Genomic DNA, 2716 nt, shown 5'->3' on the forward strand with positions numbered 1-2716 from the left:
GCCGTGTTAGGGGCAGGGTGCGGCCTGCCGGCCGTGGCCGTCACCGGTCCGCGCTTGAGACGCGAGCGCGGACCGGTGGCGACTATGAGCGGCAGGTGCGTCGTGCGGGCGGTCCGGTCAGTGGACCGTGTTCTGCTTGAGGGCGACCGCGATCTGCCCGGCGCGGTCCGTTGCGATGGTCCCGCCCTCGGTCCGGACCGCGTTGGCGATGTTGGCCCGGTTCAGTGGCTGCTTCGCGGTCCGGAGCCGGTCCAGTGCGGTCCGCTCCAGGTCCGTGAGCGAGATGACCGTGTGGTCCGGACCGCCTTCCTCTCCTCGATCCGGACCCGATGCGCTGTCCGGGGCCTGCCGGTCCGCCGGTCCGGTCCGGTCCGTCCCCTGTGTGCCGGGGGCGGCGTCGGCGGTCCGGGCTGTACCGCTACGGGCTGCCGGTGCGGTCCGATTGGCAGGCACGGTCCGAGAACCCCGGTCCGGACCAGGGTTGGTCTGCTGGTCAGCGCCCCTACGGTCGGCCGGACCGGGCTCCAGAGCGAGTGCCGGTCCGCCAGTCCGGTCCGAGACTCCTTCGGTCCGGACCCGACCGTGGACCGCGCTGCTGTATCCAGGACCGGACCGGACCGCGTGAGCGGCGTGCTGGACCGGGCGGACCGCAACGGGTGCCTCGTGCGGTCCGGACCGGTCCGTGCGGGTGAGAGTGAGGATCGCGGGGATGGAGGCCGGTCCGTGACCGGCGGTCCGGACCCGGGGGACGACGACGCGGTGCAGGGCCAGACCGGTCCGGACCGCCTTGCGGTCCGCGAGCTGCACACCGGCTGCGGTCCAGGCCCGGTCCAGCGTGGTCAGCCGTGCGTCGGTGATCGCGAGGGACCAGGCGGTGAAGCTGTGGCGCGGGTAGCGGACCCAGCGGACCGCCCCCATGGAGGGACGGGCCTTGGCGACCCTGCCGTCCTCACGGAGCTTGCGGCGGTGGATCAGCGAGGCGTACAGCTCCCACAGCACCATCCCGACGATCGACATGGCGGCGAACGCCACAGCCTTCGGCGTGAAATTCCAGTAGGTCATCTGCTCCGTCCACGCCTGGGCGTTCACGTCCCAGACCCGGCTGCCGGGCACCGGCTCACCAGAGGCGTGCCAGAAGTTCATGACCGCGGCGCCCAGAGCGAAGATCCAGGTGGAGACCCGGTAGAGGGTTCCGGCATCACCGCCCTGGCGGGCCTGGTGGTACATCCAGCCGACGAACGCCGTCGACAGTTCCCAGGCGGCGGCGAACAGAATCGTGAACGGGACGACCCAGCCGAGGATGTCCTCGGCGAACCCGGCCTGCCCCGTCCACGCGACGGCCATCGGCGCGGTGATCGGGCCGATCACCATCAGGCGCTCCGAGTTGACCTTCACGAACTTCCTGACACGGTCGGCCACGGCCGGCTTACCCGTCCGGTCCGCAGCCCGAAGCTCACGGGCCTTCGCCTTCCGGGTCTCCATCGCCTCCCTGCGCTCCTCGCTGGCCTGGAGCCTCAGACGCTTGCGTTCCAGAGCCTGCTCAGTGCGATCGGTGGCGCGCTTCATCCGGGCGGCGGCCTCAGCCACCATGTCGTCGGCAGCCTTCAGCGTGACGTCCGCGTCCGCTTCCCGCAGCCGGGCCTGGGCCAGTGCCTGCCCGGCTTCCTTGAGCTCAGCCTCCCGCTTGGTGCGGGCGGCAGCCAGGATCCGGTCCGCTTCCTCGCGGGCGGTGCGGGTCAGACGCTCGGCATCCTCGGCCGCCGTCGCCCGCAGCCGGCCGATGTCCTCCTTGGTCAGCGTCCGCGCGCGGACCGCATCCGCACGGGACGCCTCCCGCTCACGCGCGGCATCCTCACGCAGCTCGGCGGCCACCCTCTCGGCTTCGCCCCGTGCCCGCTCCAGGACCTGTTCGGCCTCGGTGGTCGCACGAGTGCGGGTCTCAGCCGCAGCACGCTCCGCACCGGCCAACAGCTCGGTGCGCACGCTCTCCGCGTCGGCGAGAGCCTTGGCGGCGGCCTGCCCGGCCTCGCTCTTCACCTCCTCCGCCTGCGCGGCCGCCGCGGTGGAGACCTCTTCCGCCTGGCGGCGGGCATCGACAAGGACCTGGTCGGCCTCACCGGTCGCCTTCGTCGTAACAGCGTCGGCCTCAAGGCGCGCGTCGGCGAGCACCTGCTCCGCCTTCGCTTCGGCGTCGGCACGGACCTGCTCCGCGTCGGCGAACCCGGTGGTGGCAGCCTCCGCGCGGACCCGGCCCGCGTCCGTCGCGGCAGCGGCCAGGAGCCGGGACTGTTCGGCGCTGGCTGCCTCGATGATCGAGGCAACCTCGGTGCGCGCGCCGTCCAGCAGCTCGGTGACGCGGGCCTCCCCGTCGGCGAGGATACGCGCGACATCGTCGGCAGCCAGGTCGCGGAGGTCAGCGGCGCGGTCGGCGGCATCGGCCAAGATCGGGACGGCCTCCGGGAACACCACCGGCACGATGGTCTCGGGGGCGACGGCCTGGGCGGAAACTGAAGCCGGGGTCGCCGTTGCCGTAGCGCCCCCGGCTTTGCGGGGCTTCGTGGTCGCCGCGGGCTGGCGCCTGCGGCGGGCGGGGGACTTGGTGGCCACGAGGCTGTCCTCTCTCTTCATCTCAGGCGCCTCCGGCAGAAGGGCACCGTGCATGTACGCGGTGGTTAGGGTTGTGACCAGGCCCTCCGGGTCCCCGTCACCGCGAAGC

Annotated in this window: 1 protein-coding gene; it reads right to left on the reverse strand. The window is 72.6% G+C overall.

Annotated features, from left to right (window positions below; all coding sequences use genetic code 11):
* Positions 1-117 precede the first annotated feature (117 nt).
* Positions 118-2628, reverse strand: coding sequence for a hypothetical protein (locus tag ACFWFI_RS42285; protein ID WP_387401214.1), 2511 nt, complete (start codon positions 2626-2628; stop codon positions 118-120).
* Between the last annotated feature and the right edge of the window lie 88 nt (positions 2629-2716).

The organism is Streptomyces sp. NPDC060209, from assembly GCF_042728155.1.
GTDB lineage: Bacteria > Actinomycetota > Actinomycetes > Streptomycetales > Streptomycetaceae > Streptomyces.